The sequence below is a fragment of the Segatella copri genome, from assembly GCF_019249795.2.
GTDB classification, from domain to species: domain Bacteria; phylum Bacteroidota; class Bacteroidia; order Bacteroidales; family Bacteroidaceae; genus Prevotella; species Prevotella copri_B.
Window position 1 is genome coordinate 1,532,063 of the sequence record NZ_CP156891.1, and the last position, 17,475, is coordinate 1,549,537.

Below are 17,475 nucleotides of genomic sequence, written 5' to 3' on the forward strand. Positions count from 1 at the left end.
AGTACCGCCCTAACTATCTTTTTTAACATAGTTAGGGCGAACCTATAAACGATAACACCGCCCTAACTACCTATTTTTATATAGTTAGGGCGGTACTATCGCAAATACATCCCCTCCCCCCTATCTCATGGGGACAGTATCAGTTTTGAAAACGGACATTAAAGGGGGAGCATTATCACTCTATAACCCAATCTATCCAATTTTCAGGCGTAACGATGCACTTATCTTTCACCTGATAAGCAGAAAGGAAAGAGGCCGGGAACTTTGTATTGGCACGCTTAGGATTCCACTTCATTTCAAACAGGGAAAACTGACCATCACACTCCTCCAGATAATCAATCTCCTGCTGCTGACTGGTACGCCAAAAATAGCTGTTTACATATCGTCCAGCATTTTGATTGACCTTCATTCGCTCACTAATGAAGAAGTTTTCCCACAAAGCCCCCACATCCTGCCGGAGAGCAAGAGGTGCAAAGTTTTGCAAAATAGCATTACGTATTCCATTATCATAAAAGTAGAATTTCTTAGCACGTTTCAACTCCGTACGTAAGTTGCGACTAAAGCCATTCAACTTGAATATGATATAACACTTTTCGAGCAAATCAATGTACTTCTCTACCGTTTTATTATCTGTTCCTACGGTTTGCGCCAACTCATTATATGAAACTTCACTTGTAACCTGCAGTGCCAAGGCAGTAAGCAGCTTGGACAACAGGGCTGGGCGCCGAACACTTTCTAAATTCAACAAGTCCTTATACAGATAACTGTTAGACAAATTATACAGCAACTCCTTTGCATCCGTCTCATGATTCATGATATCTGGATAAGAACCATAAATAAGCCGATTCTCTAATGTTTGTTTTACACTAAGCAGTCCATGAGCCTTCATCAGTTCTCCTGTAGAAAAAGGGAAAAGATGGTACTCAAACTTGCGTCCTGTCAAAGGTTCGTTGAGCTTATTCTGCAATTCAAAAGAGGAGAAACCTGTCACCAAGAGTTGTACATCTGGGAAATTATCCGTGATTCGTTTCAAAACCATCCCGATATTCTCTACCCGTTGAGCCTCGTCTATCACAACAATAAGATTGTTGCCTATAAGCAGACGCAACTCAGAAGAATTTGCCTTTGCCAGCAACTCTCTTACTTCTGGTTCATCGCAATTCAACATAAGAGTAGGTTCATCACGATTCTCGAGCACCATTTTAAACAGCGTGCTCTTACCCACTTGTCTGGCTCCAATCACGATGATAGCCTTCCCGGAAAATATCCGGGCTTCAATTGTATCTTGTATTTGACGACGTATCATAAATATCCTTTCTTTTAAGTTATGAATCCTTCTTTCTTTCGGATGCAAAGATAAGGAAAAATAATCGTAATCCCAAAATTTATACCTATTTTTGGGATTACAATCCAAAAAAACATAGTAAATTTTGGGATTAGAGCGTTATTTCAACGTTTTTCACCGACCTTCTCCCCCTATCTCATGGGGGCAATATCAGTTTTGAAAACGGACATTCTATCCATCATATCTCCAAGAGACTGTAAATCCATGAAGTTAGCACATAAAAACGGGTACTCTATACCAAAATAAAAAAAATCTTTTAATTTACTTGGTAGTTTAGAGAAAAAAACGTATTTTTGCTGCTGTAAATTGATGAATGTTTTTAAAAAGGAGTAAGTATGAATACATTAGCAATAAACGAGCCTCAATTGTTGGTAACAGTATCAGATCCAGCAATGCTGACAAAATTGAAGAACGCTATCAAAATGCTGAATGGCGTTAGTTCTATTTCTGTCATGAAACCAAAGAAAACAGATCTTGAACTTGCCGAAGAAGACAAGGAGAAAGGCAGAGTTACCCATTGGAATTCTGTTGATGAAATGTTTGATACTATTTTAGGAGAATAATGTATAAACTTGATACTACTAAGAGATTTGACAAAGCTTTAAAGCTTTGCAAAAAGCGCGGCTATCCCATAGAAGACCTACGAAAAGCCATAGCCATTCTGGCAGAAAAAGGATGCCTGCCAAAAGAATACAAGCCACATATTCTTCACGGAAACCACGAAGGCGAATGGGAGGCTCATATAAATCCAGACTGGCTGCTGGTATGGGAACAGAATGATGAGGAGTTAACACTCCTCATGCTTACTACAGACACACATTCCGACGTTTTTAGTAAAACAAGAAGATAATATAAAACATAAATCCCCAACCTGTTGAAGTTTGCAGATAGGGGATTTATGTTTCCTGAAACTCCATTTAGGACTAGACAAGTCTCCTATCTCATGGGGGCAGTATCAGTTATGAAAACGGACATTAAGGGGGGGGTAGGCTTCCACATTCCATAAGAGAAAAGGGAGGGGAATTGCGGCAAGCATTCCCCTATATATAATAAGGTGTAAGCTCAGAAGTACAATCGGGAAAGGAAGAGGTAAACAGGCTTCAGCGGGAGAAAGACACACCTCTTCAACTACGTCTCCCAAAAGTTTAAGAAATGCTAAAAAGTCCCTTTTGGGGGCATTTTTCACTAAAAAAATACATTTTTTTGGCCAATTGATCCAAATCAAGGCAAATTTGAACCAATTTGAACCAATTCAGTTTCATTTATTTTATATATCTTTGCACCCAAATATGAGTTAGTTATCAACGTAAATTGATATTCTTAACGATTGCATAAAGTAAATGAAATTATTCTTATAGGGGATATGACTATACTACTTATCATATTAATAGGAATCGGAATATTTGTACTTCTCGGCATTCTAGGCTGGGGAATACAGCTTTTGGGATTTCTCGGAGGACTCTTAGGTGAAGGCATCACTGGATGCATAGGATGCTTCATCAAGTTCTTTTGGGTGATTCTGCTAATAGCTATATTTATTGCGCTGATACAATAACCAGTCATTTAATCTTAAAAACAATAACCATTATGACATATTGCAAGAAATGCGGCGCAATGCTGCAACCGGTAATGAAATTCTGTACGAAGTGTGGACAACCTATTGACTTGCAACCACAGGCTCCAACCCAGCCACAAGGAGTTAGCAAGCCTCAACGTCCTCAACCACTGAAAGCTATGGCTCCTCAACAGCCTATGAAGCCTCAACCTATGAGACCTCAAGCACCAGGTATGCCCCCAAAACCGATGCAGACTCAGCGCCCAGTAATGCCTCAGGCTCTACAGACTCCACAAGCCAGCAAGGGTATGTTCACCAATGCCGTTCGCTCTGTAGCAAACGCCATGATTGGTGGTGCACTCAATCGCCAGATTGCAGAAGAACAGAGAAGAGCCGTTAACCAGCAAGCTACTGAAAGCCAGTCGGAAATCCGTGATGCCAGAAATGCACAGCAGCAGGCTGAACAGGCACAGATTGCAGCCGAAAGAGAAGCTGAACGTAGCCGCGACCGCCGCAGTATGGAAGCTGTGGATGGTGTTGACGTGGTAAGAGGCAGAACCATCTGGAATATCCAACCAGGAGAAATCGCCCGCAAGATTAGCGAACGGGAACTCGACGAAATAGAAAAACTGAAAGGTATCATCGTTCAGGAAGGTTGCACCGCCATCATTTTTGCCAATGGTGAGCTGGTTTCAACCCTCTCAGCAGGTGCATACCTCTTTTATAAGTCTGTAGAAGAAGAGCAGGCTGCTATCAAGAATGCGGTAGAAAAGGCTGAGAAAGATATGGCTGAAGCCGAAAAGCGTGAACGAGACCGCAAGCGCCAGGCTGAGCCTACCTTCCGCCAGCTCGGTATCGTAGGAGAAGTAGGCCGTGGCTTCAACTGGCTCGGTCGCATCATCTTCGGCGAAAAGAAAGGTGAACAGAAAGAAAAAGCCAAGAAGCGCCAACTGGATTATGCCCGCATCTTAGCCCGCATCACCCAGGCTCCTATCCTGTCGGTCTATATCGTCAGCAACCGTTTCATCACCCTCACCTTTGGTGGAGCAATGAACGAGAATGGCGAACTTGCCTTTCAGCCATACACCATTCCGATGGGCATCCATGATGTGCAGATTGGAGTATCTCTCCAGATGAGCATCAGCGATATTCATACCTTCGCCACCAATTATCTTACCGACCGCAACAGCGTAACAACTAGAGAATTACAGCAGTTGCTCAATGGTACCATAGAAACCCTGTTGCGCCAGGAACTCCGCAACCAGAACTACGAGTCTGCCGGACTGACTGCAGAAACAGTAAATGTACTGAAAGAGAAAATCCGCCAGACGATCAACCAACAGGTATTCGGCATAGAATGCACTCAGGTTCTGAATATCACCGACAGCAACCAGGACTTTGAGCGTTTCCGTCAGGTAGAACGCCAGCTCTATAACACAGAGAAGGAACTCGACTTCATGCACCGCACCGGAGAGTTCCGAAACCGAATGGAAGTTGAGGCCAACTCCCAGCAGATTTCTTCTGCACAAAACGCCGAGGATTTGCGCCATGCCCTCCAGGGCATCAACAAAGACCAGTTGCTCCACGATGATGAGTTGGAGGAATTCGTCCAGATGCTCGAAAGTCAGAAGCGCATCCGCCAGGCTAAGACCCAGGAAGAGGAGTTCGAAGCCCTGGAAGACCTCCGCAAGAACCGTCTGGTCAAGCAGGAGGAAATGGAAGTGCTCGAAGATGAACTTGCACACAAGAAGATTCCTCGTGAGGAAATCACGGAAATCATGCGCATCCAGAGCCAGCAGAACATCGACACAGCCCGTCTCAAGGCAGAATGGGCACTCGATGATTCCCGTACCGACCACGACTGGGAACGTGAAGATCTGGAACGCCGCCGCAACTGGGGCATCGAAGATGAAGAGCGTGAACGCCAGTGGATGCTGGAAGAAAAGGAATACAACCGCGACTTCAACCGCAAGGCGAAGGAGGATGATTACGACTTCCAGCAGATGATGCGTCAACGCGAACTGGATAAGGAAGACCACCTCCTGGCACGCAACGAGAAACTGGAAGACGACCGCCTTGCCTATGAGCGCAACCGCCAGGAAAAAATGGACGATGACCAGTTGGAAGCCAACCGCCACCAGCGTCAGATGGACAAGCTGCAGCAGATGGCTCAGATGCAGGCACAGCTCGACCAGCAGAAATATCAGCACGAAGAGAACGTAGCCACCATTCAGAGCAATGAGCAGATGAATCGTGACAACCATTTCGCCAATATGACCGCCGAACAGATTCGTGCCGCACAACTCTCCCACCTCACCGGAGATGCACAGGTAGCTATGGCAAACGCCTATAACGGCGAGAAGGAAGCCGAAAACCTGCGACAGACTGCAGCAGAAAAGGAAGCAATGATGCAGCAGATGCTACAGATGCAACATGAGAACAGCAATGCCCAGATGGAAGCCATGATGAAGATGGCCGGCATGATAAAAGATACAGCCACCGGCATCAGCGGCGCCCAGCAAAGCCAGCAGCAACAGCGCATCAACCAGCTGGAAGAGGAAAACCGACGCCAACAGGAGCGAGTAGATCATACCCAGGATGTGGCTATGAACAACATCTCGCAAGTAAGCACTGCTGCCGCCAACAATCTGAACGCCTTCAATGGCGGACTCGGTGGAAATACAGCAGGAAGCCAAGCAGCTCCACAACAGGCAGCTCCTCAGCAGGAATTGATAGAATGCCAGTGCTACAACTGTGGACACACCATCCACATTGCACCAGGCACTCCAAACTGTCCAGACTGTGGCGCACCTTTCCAATGGTAAGCCCTCTCCAGAAAATGCAACAAGAAGTCTAAACATATAAAGTAATCAGACTATGAGCGATATTAAACTTGATGGTGATGCGGCTGTGGTAGGCGGAATCCATTCCGACTCCCACAATACGCAAAACAACTATAACACCTCAACAACAACCCATACCACCAACAACAGTACGGTTAACAACCAGACTGTATATGAGGCACAGAAGACTCAGACTGAGATCTATCAGCAGAATGAGACTCTCTTTCTGCAGGCTGTGCAGGAACGACTGGAGGATGGCAAGTTGGATAATCAGAAGTTGGCAGAACTCAACCAGTTGAGCATCCAATGGCATATTGCTCCCCTAAGAGCCAACCAGATCATAGATCAGGTACGTCAGAACATCCATATCCTGCAAGGCAGCAAGGGTAACGAATTCCTGGCAGAGCAGATTCTGACCGAGGTCTTCAATGCCATCCAGACCAACCATACCGACATTCTGAAACGCAAGTTCAACAGTCTGGAGCAGTTGTCACGTGTGATGACGAATGATAACAACATCCAGTTCTACTATCATCTGTTGCTTGCCTCGATGTACCCCGACAAGTGCGCCCTTGCCTTCTTCGGTTCCCGTACCGATAACTACTGGCAACTCTTCTGGACTCATGTAGCGTTCATCAAGACCGGCAATATCGACAATGCCACCGTGCTTCTGCCAAGAATGGGCGGTTTCGGTTGTCCGCAAGGCGACATCGCCCTACTGATGGCTCTTGATAATCTTGCCGACTACCACAAGAATGGAAAGCAGGATTACTACATGCAGCAGACCATCCAGTATCTCGACCAGGCCGTGCAAAACGGAATGAGTGAACCGCTAAGTGCCCTATGGTATGCCGTAAAGGAGATGTTGGAGGATAAGCCTCAGCCAGAAGAATGGTATCAGTTCTATTGCGACACAACCCTTTCGGAATTCATCCCGAAGGAGAAGAGCAAGATGGCTGTACCACCACAGATGCCTACACCTCCTCCGATGCCAAAGTTTAATGCCCAGAACGTGAAGCTCAATCAGATGAGAGGCTTCAATCCTCTGCAGGCAGCCAACAATATGGGACTGGGAAGCGTCAATGCGATCAGTCAGCAGCCTCAAATGGCAAGTATGCCGGGCAGTACAACTCCTCCCCCTATGCCGGGAGCCTCATCGGTTCCTCCTATGCCGGGACAAAGCAAGGCGGCTCCACAGCCGGAAGCCGTGCAGATGGCATCAGAAGCAAGAACAGCCGATGAACCAATCGACCAGCCCGACCCCTTGGAAGACCACTACGGCATCATCCTGACAGATGGCAATGCACTGGCTAGAAAATACGGTTGCTCCATCCAGGAAGTATATGATGTCTTCAACGACTTCATACAGAATGCCTACGACCAGCAGATGTACTGGACATTTCTCGACATCTCGCAATATGGACTGGATTCCACCCACGAAACTCCATCCTGGATAGAATGCAATGAAGCAGTATCCCGCTGCATCGCAGACAACAACCTGACAGCTGGTCCCGACCTACACCTATTTATAATAGGAGGTGACGATGTGATTCCTATCCCTCGCGTCGAAGACCCATGGCCGTATGGCGGCGAGCGAATCCCTACAGATACCTGCTATGCCTTCGAAGGCACCTATATCGTAGATTTGCTGGATAGTCGCGATTCAGACTTCACCGTAGGTTGCGCCCGCAACAATGTGGCTCGTCTGCCTTTGGAAGACGGTCAGCTCGATACGGATATCCGAAGCGACATCGGTGCCTACTTCAACATCAGTGGAATGTATGGCGGCGGTATTCCTGTTGGCAATGTTCTGATGATCAGCAACCGCGACTGGATTCCAGCCAGCTGCACGATGACCCAGCACCTGCCGCTTCTTTACAATACCGACGATCCTGAGCTGATCCGCAACGGAATGTATATCAGTCCGAAGCTGCTGACCGAAGATTCGGAAAGCCTCAGCATCTATTGCAAGTCTCTGGACAAGGCAGATATGCTGATGTTCAATCTTCATGGTGCCGATGCAGAGGGTATGTGCGGATTCTATAGTGAGGATGAAGCATTCAATCCTTCGCTCCTCAACCAAGGCAGGGCAAGAGTCTTCAATACCGTGGCTTGTTTCGGAGCCCGATATGCCGGTTACAAACGAAACGACTCCATGTTGCTCAGCGCCCTCTACGGAGGTGGCGTATTGCTCTATACCGGTTCGCTCATTCCTGTTCCGATGTTCTCTAATGAGGAAACGGATGAAGCCCGCCAACTTCTGTTGAATCCGGGCACAGGCAGCGAGGTGCTGATGCGCCTCTATCCGCTCTATCAGTTCAAGGGTATGACGGGCGGAAAGGCGATGCTCCAGGCTAAGTGCGATTACTTCAACATGTGCCGACATGTAGAGGATGACTGTTTCTCTATGAGCACCGCCCTGATGTTCTGTCTCTACGGCAACCCGATGCTCCATGTCCGTCGCAGAGAATATGTGGTAGAATCTGCACTGCAGAATGATGCGATGCCACCAGCTCCAATCAAGGCCGACGGCTCTCCGCTCAAGAAGACCATGCGACAGCGCCTGCTGCAGAAGGATAAGAGCAACCAGTCTCTCATCGACCAGATTCGTGGTTATGTGGATGAGAATCTCAATGCTATCCGAAACATGGTAGAGCAGCATCTGTACCAGCAGCTGGGCTTGAAACCGGAAATGCTGGATAGCATCGACCAGGTAAGCCGACCTACCATCGACGGCAATTACGAAACGGGATATTCATTCAACTATCACGACGCAAACCGCCAATATGGAGCAGACACCTTCGTAGAAGTAGATGCCCAGGGCAAGACGAAGCGAATCTATACAACAAAATAATCTGTCCCCTACAAAGGGATTCTATAGTAAATAACAAAAATAATAACAATCATAAAAACTGAAACATATGGGATTTTTTGGTTTTAAATCTTCTAAGGAAGTAGAAGAAGAGAAAAGACAGGCTGCCGAGGAAGCAGCGAGAAGAGTGGAACAGAACAACCTGACCAACCTCAGCAACCTGAGCAAGGGAAGTCAGCTGAATTTCGCCATCCCTTATTTTGATGTCTTCGACCCACGTCTGCAAGATTATGGCGTACCAGTATCTGTACATGGTGCCGTAGTATATGCTATCGAGGACATGGATCTCTTCCATAGTGTGAACCGCAATGAGGGTTACAGCGACGAGACTTTCAAGAACAAGCTTCGTGGCCAGCTCACCAAGTTCATCAAGAGTGTAGTTAGCAATGCCCCTTCTGACGCTCAGATTCCTGCAGTTCAGATTGAGCGCAAGATTTTTGAGATTAGCGAACTCATCCAGCAGCGTGTTACTCCACAGGTGGAAAAGCTTTTCGGCATCACCATCCGCAGTCTCGACATCACAGGCATCAACGTAGATAAGGAGAGCCGTGGTTACCGTGAACTCAAAGCCCTCACTGCCGACCTGGAGAAGGAGCGTATGATGGCTCAGCATAATGCCCAGATTTCCAACTTCAACCTCAACAACGACCTTCAGCAGGATATGCTCAAGAAGCAGTCTGAGCTGAATCTCGATGCCATGGGCAGAAAGCAGGAACTCGACCTTGGCGGTCAGGAGGAGTTACAGCGCATGAACTTGGAGAACCAACGTGAAACCATGCGTATTCAGCGTGAGGAGATGCAGCGTGCTTCTCGTCTCCAGACAGAGCAGACCTTTATGGGTGCTCATCAGGCAAACCTCAATGCTGGTGTTCTCAACAATGCCACAGATAATGGCATCAATGCCTTCCGCCAGCAGACTATGGGTGGTATGAACAACATGGGTCAGATGGGCGGAGCTCCTCAGATGCCAGGTCAGAAAGGCATGGGTGGTGCACCTCAGATGCCGGGAATGGGTGCTGCTATTCCTCAGGTACAGTATTATATTGGCATCAATGGCCAGCAGTATGGTCCATGCGATTGGAACAAGCTCCAGCAGCTCGTTCAGCAGGGTCAGCTCACCCAGCAGTCATACGTTTGGAAGAATGGCATGGCGCAGTGGGAGTTTGCCGGCAATGTAGCAGAACTCGCTCCATTGTTCCAAGGCACCGCCCCACAGATGCCGGGAATGCCTCCTACTATGCCGGGGATGTAATTTCCCGGCAGCTATAATACAAACAAAAGTAAGAACATTAAATTTTTGATAATATGGGATTATTCAAAAAATTAGTCGGTGATATCGCAAAGACAGTAGGTGAAAGCCTGGAAGAAGTTTCAAACGAAGCCAAAAAGAGTTTCCAAGAGGCTCGCGAAGAGGTAAGAAAGAACATCCAGGAAGCAAAGCTGAATCAATCCAACTATGATGATGACGATGATGATGACAATTGGGATTATCCATTAACAAAGTTATCAGATGATGACGATGATATACGAATCCAGTTAGGCACTTTTAAAAATGGCGTTTTAACCATCAACGAGGGACATACAACTCTCGGCGAAGATGCCTTGGAGGGTTATAAGAAAATTAGAAAAGTTGTCTTCCCTTCAACCCTTAGAGAAATTGATGGATGTTTTTTCAGTGAGCATGGACATGAGGACTATCTTGAAGAGGTAGATTTCTCAAAGGTTAAATTATTGAAGGAAATTCCAGACTGTCTGTTTGAAAATTGTAAGAGACTTCAAGAAATAAACTTTCCTGAAGGAGTAAAAATAATAGATAGTGAAGTGTTCGATAGATGCACCAACCTCCGCAAGATAACATTTCCAAGTACCCTAAAGTCGCTCCAAAGCACAACATATAAATGTAAGAATATCGAAGAATTGGATTTGTCCAAGGTTCATCTGTTGGAAGAAATTCCAGATAATTTCATTGGTGAAAATTGCAAGATTGAGACACTTGTCATTCCTGTAGGAGTAAAAATTGTGGGTGATGAATTTGCCTCAAGCAAGAGCATTAGAGAGGTATATGTACCTTACACTGTTGAAGAAATCGGCACTCTCAATGATGACGAATACGCACCTGATGTGTATATCTACACCAATAAACTGACGGATATAGAAAGTCTATGTGCCAATATTAAGACTCTGTATGTACCAGAAGAGTTATATGTCTACTACGCCGAGCTTCTAAAAGATGTTGACGATACAGAAGTTCGTCTTCGTAAGATGCCTGCAGACAAGTTGGATTTCTATGGGACACCTGTTCCATCACTTACCGAAGTGGACGAAGAAGACAATTCTGCTCCTCAGATGCCAGAACAGGATCAAGACATAGAGACACCTATTGTAGAGGAAGAAACTGAGGAGTTAGAGGACGAAACCAAGGATATCCAGGACGAAACCGAAGAGATTCCAACAATACAGAAGTCTCCTGGCAACCTATTCTCTGATGGTCTTGAGGAGCTCATCAATTCTGTAGCAGAAAGCGATGAGCTGACAGACAAAAAGAAGGAGATTGTCTTACGCCGTGCTGTCAAGGAGGGAGAAGATCCTGATGAGGTAGAAATGGTGCTTGAGGCAAGATTCTACGAGAAGCATAATTAATACATATAACTGAAAATAATAACAAATAGAATTTCCTACGATGTATAACGAACAAATTGAATCACTTATCACTGCAGCTTTGGCAGATGGTGTATTGACTGACAAAGAGAAGAATCTTCTCTTCAAGAAGGCCGAGGCTATGGGCATCGACCGCGACGAGTTTGAACTGGTACTTGAGGGTCGTCTTGCTAAACGCAAGAAAGAAATGGAAGCACAGGCTCCTCAGGCAGCTAAGCCTGCTAAGAAGAAAGGTGCAATTCCACAGGAGCTTGATGACCTCATCAAAGAGTACCTTACCGACGGCATCATCTCTGCCAAGGAGCGTCAGGTGCTTTTGAATAAAGCACAGGCTCTGGGTTTGAATGTTGACGAGGTTGATCTGTACATTGATGCACAGCAGCAAAAGGCAGATCAGGCTGTAGCAGCTGCTGTGAACAAGCGTCGTGGCAAGACCTGCCCTTACTGCGGTAGCTCTATTCCAGAACTGACCGACAAGTGTCCTAACTGTGGTGGCAACATCACCCCTGAGGCAAGTAAGGAGTTGGAGGAGATTATCGAGCATCTTGAGTCTGCTTTGGTAAACTTCAAGTCTGGAGAAGATGTTGATAAGAGCAAGGCTGAGGTGGAGCGCTATGCTCGCAAAGCAAGAATGCACTATGGTAACAATTCTAAGATACAGCGCTTGCTTGATGAGGTTGAGGCTGAATCAGAAGCAGCAGAGACAGAAGCCAAAAAGAATGCGAAAAAGAAATTTTGGCTAAATATTATCGAAAAAAATAAAAAGTTTGTTTTAATTGCCATTGCTGCCATTCCACTATTTGGATTTATATGGTATGAAGCTACCGCTGATGCAAGAAGAGAACAAGCTGAGCAAGAAGAAAGACAAGAAGAAAGACAAGCTTATCAAGAAGAAAAAGCAGCAAAAAATGCTAAAGATCTCTCATATGTTCAAAATACAGCTAAAGAGGTTAATGACTTTCTTGATAAAGGGCAAGTTGACAAGGCTGCCAACGCACTTACGATGTGTGAGGCTTCAGGTTTAGGCAACCCTCTACAGGATAATGATCAAGCAACTTCTTTGTATAAATCATTGGTTGCAAATGTTGTAGATGCATATCTTGATAAAGGGAAAAAGAAAAAAGCGCAAAATTTAGTTATTTCTTGTAGCTCAAAGTTCGATTTCGGTAAAAGTGGACTAGCTGAATTATTCGAAAAATTGGGATGTGATGGTAATTATGAGTTTAAGTAAATTGAAAACATAGTATATATATTAGACGAATTTACACATATGTTATGTGTAAATTCGTCTAAAGATAATTAATTGTTACAAAATAATATTACATCATAGATTATGATACTACTTAATGATATTCTCAGACTTCCGGATATTAAAAACGTTAAAGTTAGATTTAATTTGAACTTCGGAACCAAAAGACCAGCTATTGATTATTTTACAGACCAAACGGAAGAAAGCAAGCAACATATGCTTGACGGTCAATACTGGAACTATGCAAGAAAAAGCAATTTCTCTAATGGAAACATTACCTTAGGTTTTGTCCCTATCCCTCAAAAACAAGACTGTTGGTTACTATTCCATATAGGAAAGATTGTTCAAGATCTTGGTATTCAAAATGGAGTTGGATATGAATATGAAGAGTTGGATGAATACAAAGAATACATCGGCAGAATTGTTATCCGCTTCAAAAATCATAGTCAAAATCTAATCAGAATAGGAGAAAATGTATTGCCAGAGTGCATAGTTGAAGAGATTCTGCCCAATGTTTACAACAACGACTATTTTCCTGGATATTCCAACGTGAATGTTTCATGGCTATCTCTTAAGAATCTCATCACAAAAGATAGTTGGCGTTCTGCTCTTGAAAATCAAAAAGGAGTGTATCTGTTGGTAGATTCAAATACAGGAAAACAATATGTTGGTTCAGCGTATGGTGAAGATATGATTCTCGGTAGATGGGAAACATACATTCGTACATGCCATGGAGGAAATAAACTTCTAAAGGAATTAGGTACAGACTATATCAAGAATAATTTCTATTTCACAATTCTCGAAACATTCAATAAGGATACTGATGACCAAATCATCATTGATAGGGAATCACATTGGAAAGATGTATTGTTTACAAGAAAATTCGGATATAACAAGAACTAAAAGGTACGATATTTTTACAACAGCATCATTCAATAATCAAGCTCCAATACTTTTTTCAAAATATTGGCGTTTTTTTTTGAAATTTTCCCTTCATATTACTATATTATAAAGGTATAACCAAAAAGCAAGAATAAGATGACAAATAAAATGTCTTTATGTATTATCAAATACACCTATACTCGATATGTAGGGGTGGATATCGAAAAATATACTCGGGGACTATTCGAGTATGTGAAGGAAGAGTTTGGGGAGTTTCAACCACAAATGTCAGAGCCTGGAACTATACCTGATATGCCAGACTATCTGGACATCGTGCTCTGCAAGAAGGATGGCAGCATCTTCTACGAAAGCGACATTCTGCGCCGTGCCGTCAACATTCCGCATGATTGTCAAATGGATGGATTAGTATTGGAAATCTTTATCCAGAACTGCGATGGCACGAGATACAAAAAAAGACATGCATATCCCAAGCCTTGGGAGAACCATAAAGCTAACGGCAAGTCGGGCATGAGAAAACTGAAAATTCATAAAACTATCAGCAAAAGGAATCTTAACAATCAAGAAGGCAAAGACTCTGAAGGCATCAGAATACCTGAACTTAGACCACAGATTGACTTTCACGATTTTTTAAGACAATTATCCCATGACATACGAAAAATTTAAGCAATTGGCTGAACATCCACAGCATCGGGATGTTCCTGCCATCTTCAAGCTCGAAGTTTTAGAAACGGAAGAGCTGGAGGAGAAGAAACGTTCACATTATCCGAAATATAAGGTGAACACCTATTGTCCGCAAGCCTTCACCACAACTTTGGAGGAGGCAGAGAGACTGATGCACCAGGATGTCCTTTACCGCAAGAAGATGAAGGAGGAAGACGACTATCCGCTAGATACCTTCTGCTATTATATCTCGGAGATTCCAATGGGACTGTTGCACTACGACCGCGAATGTCTTTCTGAAAGAGTGTATGACGGTGAGGGAAAACTGATCGACCGGTCTTACTGCTGTTCGCGTTTCAGCATTTACTATCCCGGAGTCTGCGATTTGCCTGCATACGACCGTCATCCTGACGAGACCTTCCGAGGCAGAAACGCAGAACAGATTAGATTCCAGAAAGGTGACATCGTGGAAGTATATCGTGGCAATGAGGTGAAACTTGCCATCGTTGTCGGTACTCCGCTTACCACCGAATGGATCTGGGAGAGAAACCAGGCTGCCAAGGATAAAAGGGGATTGGATGAACTGCCATACGATGAAACTGACGACAGCTATACCGTGATAGATGGTCCTGGTTACGAGTACCACGACCATGTTCCGTCGCTGTATGTCTTCGACCCTCACTATCATGTGCCGCTCTATCTTCAGAGACGATTCAAGGGGTATCTGGAAAAGGCTGAGAAAAAGCAGAAAGAAGAGGAGGAGAAAGACAGGATCTTCCGCCAGGCTCACGATTGCTGCTTCAGCAACAAGGAACAAATAGAGAAGTCTGAAAAGTGCGGCTGTTTCTTCTGCGGCGAAATCTTCTCGCCATCCGAAATCACGGATTACCTCCCTGATGAGCCGCCTACAGCCGAATGTCCCTTCTGTTATACCGACTCCGTAATAGGTGATGCCTCCGGCTTCCCTATCACCAAGGATTTCTTGAAGAAAATGAGGAAGAGATATTTCTAGGCGATTTTTCAACGTTTTTCACCGACCTGCCCCCTATCTCATGGGGGCAGTATCAGTTCCCAAAAAGAACATTAAAAAGTGCGATAGCACCGCCCTAACTACCTATTTTTATATAGTTAGGGCGGTGCTATCAGAAAAAAGAAGCAGGATGGAAGACTGGTCCACCCTGCTATTTTTATTAGAATACCTTTACGAAACGGTCGATATCGATAGAAAGACCTACCGTGAAGGTGCGGCCGGTGGTCATCGCCGAACTCCAATAATAGTTCTTTGGCGTATAACCGAAAAGATTATCTACCGTAAAATTCAGATTGATGGCATCCAGGAATCGCTGCTGAAGAGTGAACTTCCACAACTGATATGCCTGGTCATGCTTCTTGATGTTCGTATCAGGAGCAGACAGGTATCTGCCTGACAGAGCGGCATTGATGCGATAGAACGAACAGAGCTGGCGATCGTAGTCGAGACGCCAGGTAGCTGAATGCGGACGAGGCTGGGAGAACTGGGAATCTACGCTTCTGCCACCCACATGGAGATAACTGTAGTCGAGTTTCACACCGAGTCCCATATCCGAACGGTACTGGGCACTGAAGTCGATGCCGCTCACCTCTACTCCATCCTCGTTGCAATAACGCGAAGCCACATCCGGCTGACCGGTTCCCGGGGTATAATCGGCATAATCCTCGGTAGTGATGCGCTTATCATACTTATTATAATAGCCCATCAGGGTAAGACTATACTGACCGGTAAAGAAGCCAGCATTCTTCACCCTTCCGGTATGCTCCAGCGCCAGGTTGTAGTTGTTGCTCTTCTCCGGCTTCAGATCCGGATTACCGTAAATCATCTGCATACCTGCCATATCAAAGTTCATATACATCTCCTTGAGCGTTGGGGCACGGAATCCGCCGGCATAGTTGGCACGGATGGAGAAACCCTTCCACTTGGTCATCAGAGCCAGACGACTGGTAGTAGCATGCTGGCTGGATGCAGAGAAGTAATCATGACGAAGACTTGCCACGATGTTCAACCACTGCAAAGGATTGTAATCGAACTGGGCGAAGGCATCACATGAATTCTGATTCTTTGATTCATTATCCTCAAACTGATAGGTGGTAAGATAATCGTTCAGGAAATCTGCACCTACCGTCAATGTATTCTTGCCGAAGATATGGGAATAGAGGGCACGGACGGTGTTCTGACGGTTGGTATAATCGTGGTCGTGAGTACGCTCATCATTCACATATCGAGCCTTGTCATACTGGTCGAAGCCGTAAGAAATCTCCAGATTATCATTCTCCGAAAGATTCATCACGGTCTTCAGTCCGGCAGAATAATCCATGTAATGATCATCATAGTTGCTGCGCTTGCTGATACGATTGAAATAACCGCCACGACCTATCAGTTTTACCTTATCAGAGAACTTGTAGGTAAGACGCTCCTTCACATTGAAGGTCTCTCCACCATAGATATGGAGGATGTTGGATTCTGTATCGAAAGGACTGGTGAGCTGAACCTCATCCGATGTGGTGCGCTGGATGCTGGTCTGCGAATTCCATTTTCCGGCATTGAAGCTGAAGCTTCCACCGTGGCGCCACTCCTTGTTGAAGTCGTTGTAGCGGGTATTGACATTGGCAGTCCAAGGCTCGCTGTTTTCACGGGAGATGATGTTGATGACTCCGGCTACGGCATTGGCGCCATAGAGCGCCGAAGCAGCACCCTTTACTATCTCGATACGTCCTACATTATCCAAGTTCAGACGACTATAATCTACATTATCCATGGTTTCACCAGCCAATCGCTCGCCATCTACGAGGAAGAGCACGGCGTTTCCACCGAAACCATTCATATTGAGAGAAGTCTCCTGATTCATGGCATAGCCGAATTCCAGACCCGGCATCTGCTCGGTGAGGAGGTCCTGGATATTGGTAGCATCAGCTATCTTGATATCATTGGCGGTAATCAGACGGGTTACCACAGGAGCATCCTTCAAAGCCTTCGGAGTTCGGGTTGCGGTAACTACCACCTGATCGAGGGCTGTAGCATCCGGTTGAAGGCGAAGCACATGCTGCTCACCTTTTCTCTCATCCGCTTTCAGTACGAAAGTCTGAGTCTGATAGCCCACAAAGCTCACCTTCACTCTCACCGCTCCATTCTTGCTGTAAGGAATGCGGAAATATCCGTCTTCATCAGTTGTTACCCCATCCTTTGCATGCAAAATCTGGACGGTAGCACCCGCTAGAGGTGCGCCCGAATCATCGAGCACCCTACCCACGACATCGCCCTGGGTTTCGGCTTTCAGATTCAGGCACAATCCGCAAAGGATCAGGAATAGTGCGAATATCTTTTGTTTCATCGAGTTATATCAAAGTTTATCCAGA

At 45.3% G+C, this 17,475-nt stretch carries 12 protein-coding genes; 10 read left to right on the forward strand and 2 right to left on the reverse strand.

Features of this window, described 5'->3' with window-relative positions; genetic code table 11:
- Nucleotides 1-175 precede the first annotated feature (175 nt).
- Nucleotides 176-1,306, reverse strand: a complete 1,131-nt coding sequence (locus KUA48_RS06805) for an ATP-binding protein (RefSeq protein ID WP_218432063.1) — start codon at nucleotides 1,304-1,306, stop codon at nucleotides 176-178.
- 374 nt (nucleotides 1,307-1,680) lie between these two features.
- Between KUA48_RS06805 and KUA48_RS06810 the strand changes: the two genes are divergently transcribed.
- The 10 genes from KUA48_RS06810 to KUA48_RS06855 all read left to right on the forward strand — a co-directional run bounded on the left by KUA48_RS06810 (nucleotide 1,681) and on the right by KUA48_RS06855 (nucleotide 15,097).
- Nucleotides 1,681-1,908 (forward strand): hypothetical protein, encoded by a 228-nt coding sequence (locus tag KUA48_RS06810; RefSeq protein WP_218432065.1) that lies wholly within the window; start codon nucleotides 1,681-1,683, stop codon nucleotides 1,906-1,908.
- Nucleotides 1,908-2,195 (forward strand): type II toxin-antitoxin system YafQ family toxin, encoded by a 288-nt coding sequence (locus KUA48_RS06815; protein ID WP_218432067.1) that lies wholly within the window; start codon nucleotides 1,908-1,910, stop codon nucleotides 2,193-2,195. Before KUA48_RS06810 ends, KUA48_RS06815 begins: the two co-directional genes overlap by 1 nt.
- A gap of 737 nt (nucleotides 2,196-2,932) precedes the next feature.
- A complete protein-coding gene (locus KUA48_RS06820; RefSeq protein WP_218432074.1) occupies nucleotides 2,933-5,725 on the forward strand; it encodes a zinc-ribbon domain-containing protein in 2,793 nt (930 codons plus the stop codon).
- A 52-nt stretch (nucleotides 5,726-5,777) separates the two neighbouring features.
- Entirely contained in the window at nucleotides 5,778-8,597 is a 2,820-nt protein-coding gene (locus tag KUA48_RS06825; RefSeq protein WP_218432076.1) for a hypothetical protein, read from the forward strand.
- Between the two features lie 67 nt (nucleotides 8,598-8,664).
- Nucleotides 8,665-9,867 (forward strand): SPFH domain-containing protein, encoded by a 1,203-nt coding sequence (locus KUA48_RS06830; protein WP_218432078.1) that lies wholly within the window; start codon nucleotides 8,665-8,667, stop codon nucleotides 9,865-9,867.
- Nucleotides 9,868-9,920: 53 nt separating this feature from the next.
- Entirely contained in the window at nucleotides 9,921-11,255 is a 1,335-nt protein-coding gene (locus KUA48_RS06835; RefSeq protein ID WP_218432080.1) for a leucine-rich repeat domain-containing protein, read from the forward strand.
- Between the two features lie 40 nt (nucleotides 11,256-11,295).
- Entirely contained in the window at nucleotides 11,296-12,504 is a 1,209-nt protein-coding gene (locus tag KUA48_RS06840) for a zinc ribbon domain-containing protein (protein WP_218432082.1), read from the forward strand.
- Between the two features lie 102 nt (nucleotides 12,505-12,606).
- On the forward strand, nucleotides 12,607-13,425 hold the full coding sequence (locus tag KUA48_RS06845) for a GIY-YIG nuclease family protein (protein ID WP_218432084.1): 819 nt from the start codon (nucleotides 12,607-12,609) through the stop codon (nucleotides 13,423-13,425).
- A 147-nt stretch (nucleotides 13,426-13,572) separates the two neighbouring features.
- Nucleotides 13,573-14,088: a hypothetical protein gene (locus KUA48_RS06850; protein ID WP_256624406.1), complete on the forward strand. Its 516-nt coding sequence runs from the start codon at nucleotides 13,573-13,575 to the stop codon at nucleotides 14,086-14,088.
- Nucleotides 14,069-15,097, forward strand: a complete 1,029-nt coding sequence (locus KUA48_RS06855) for a hypothetical protein (RefSeq protein ID WP_256624407.1) — start codon at nucleotides 14,069-14,071, stop codon at nucleotides 15,095-15,097. The genes KUA48_RS06850 and KUA48_RS06855 overlap by 20 nt, the downstream gene beginning before the upstream one ends.
- A gap of 178 nt (nucleotides 15,098-15,275) precedes the next feature.
- On the opposite strand, the gene KUA48_RS06860 is transcribed toward KUA48_RS06855, so the two are convergent.
- Nucleotides 15,276-17,450, reverse strand: coding sequence for a TonB-dependent receptor (locus tag KUA48_RS06860; protein WP_218432086.1), 2,175 nt, complete (start codon nucleotides 17,448-17,450; stop codon nucleotides 15,276-15,278).
- Between the last annotated feature and the right edge of the window lie 25 nt (nucleotides 17,451-17,475).